This window comes from Frisingicoccus sp. (assembly GCA_016298055.1).
GTDB lineage: Bacteria > Bacillota > Clostridia > Lachnospirales > Lachnospiraceae > Frisingicoccus.
Genome location: JAEDDO010000268.1, coordinates 1 through 2093 on the forward strand (window position 1 = coordinate 1; position 2093 = coordinate 2093).

The 2093-nt window shown below is 42.5% G+C and carries 1 protein-coding gene; it reads left to right on the forward strand.

Annotated elements, in window-relative coordinates; all coding sequences use genetic code 11:
* Positions 1–58: 58 nt before the first annotated feature.
* The coding region (ppdK, locus tag QZZ35_RS11440) for a pyruvate, phosphate dikinase (protein ID WP_291237520.1) at positions 59–2093 on the forward strand (2035 nt) is incomplete at its 3' end.

A 2093-nucleotide genomic window follows, 5' to 3' on the forward strand; every position in this document is an offset into this window, starting at 1 on the left:
TTTTGACCCAAATATTTTAGCATATATATTTTAAGAATAATTTAGGGGGGAATAACCAATGGCAAAATGGGTTTATTTATTCAAAGAAGGCAATGCTGATATGCGCAATCTTCTTGGAGGTAAAGGTGCCAACCTTGCAGAAATGACAAATTTAGGAATGCCAATTCCACAGGGTTTTACTGTCACAACAGAGGCTTGTACAGATTATTATACAAGTGGTAAACAGATCACTGAAGAAATTCAGGGTCAGATTTTTGAAGCATTAAAATGGCTGGAAGAAGAAAACGGAAAGAAATTCGGTGATACAGAAGATCCGTTACTTGTTTCTGTTCGTTCCGGTGCCAGAGCTTCCATGCCAGGTATGATGGATACAATCCTTAACCTCGGTCTTAATGATATTTCTGTTGAAGGTTTTGCAAAGAAGACAGGCAATCCTCGTTTTGCATACGATTCTTACCGCAGATTTATCCAGATGTTCTCTGACGTTGTAATGGAAGTACCAAAGTCCTTCTTCGAGAAGATCATCGATGAAGTAAAGGAAGCTAAAGGGGTTCATTACGATACAGAGCTTACAGCTGATGATTTAAAAGAATTAATCACACGTTTTAAGAAAGTATACAGCGACGCTATGGACGGTGCAGAATTCCCACAGGATCCAAAGGTTCAGCTGATGGAAGCTGTTAAAGCCGTATTCCGTTCATGGGACAACCCTCGTGCCATCGTATATCGTCGTATGAATGATATCCCTGGTGATTGGGGAACAGCTGTTAACGTACAGACTATGGTATTCGGTAATATGGGTGAAACATCCGGTACAGGTGTTGCTTTTACACGTAACCCTTCCACAGGTGCTAAAGGTATTTACGGTGAATACCTGATCAATGCTCAGGGTGAAGACGTTGTTGCCGGTGTTCGTACACCACAGCCGATCACAAAACTGGCAGAAGATATGCCGGATTGCTATGAACAGTTCATGAACCTTGCCATGAAACTTGAAAACCATTATCGCGATATGCAGGATATGGAATTTACAATTCAGGAAGGCAAACTCTTCTTCCTGCAGACACGTAACGGTAAACGTACAGCTCAGGCTGCTCTTCAGATCGCATGTGACCTTGTTGATGAAGGTATGATCACAGAAGAAGAAGCAGTATGCCGTATCGAAGCAAAATCTCTCGATCAGCTGCTTCATCCGACATTTAATAAAGATGCTCTTGCAGAAGGACAGGTTATCGGTTCCGCACTTCCTGCATCTCCTGGTGCAGCAGCAGGTAAAGTTTATTTCACAGCTGAAGAAGCAAAAGCTGCTCATGAAAAAGGTGAAAGAGTTATTCTTGTTCGTCTTGAGACATCACCGGAAGATATTGAAGGTATGCACGCAGCAGAAGGTATTCTGACTGTTCGCGGTGGTATGACATCTCATGCAGCAGTTGTTGCACGTGGTATGGGAACAGCTTGTGTATCCGGTTGCGGCGAGATCAAGATTGATGAAGAAGCTAAGAAGTTTGAACTTGGCGGACATGTGATCGTTGAAGGTGATTATATTTCTCTCGACGGTTCCACAGGTAATATTTACTTAGGCGACATTAAGACAGAAGATGCTTCTGTATCCGGCAACTTCGGACGTCTGATGGCATGGGCTGATAAATATCGTACATTAAAAGTAAGAACAAATGCAGATACACCTGCAGATACACTTAACGCTGTTAAACTTGGTGCTGAAGGTATCGGATTATGCCGTACAGAGCATATGTTCTTTGAACCTGAAAGAATTCCTAAGATTCGTAAGATGATTCTTTCTGATACAGTTGAAGCAAGAGAAGAAGCTCTGAACGAACTGATTCCATTCCAGAAAGGTGACTTCAAGGCTATGTATGAAGCACTCGAGGATAGACCAATGACAGTTCGTTACCTTGATCCACCGCTTCATGAGTTCCTTCCAACAGATCCGGAAGATATTGCAGCACTTGCTGAAGATATGGGTCTTACTCCAGAAGCAATTCAGGCAAAATGTGATGAACTTCACGAATTCAACCCTATGATGGGACATCGTGGATGCCGTCTTGCTGTAACTTATCCGGAAATCGCTAAGA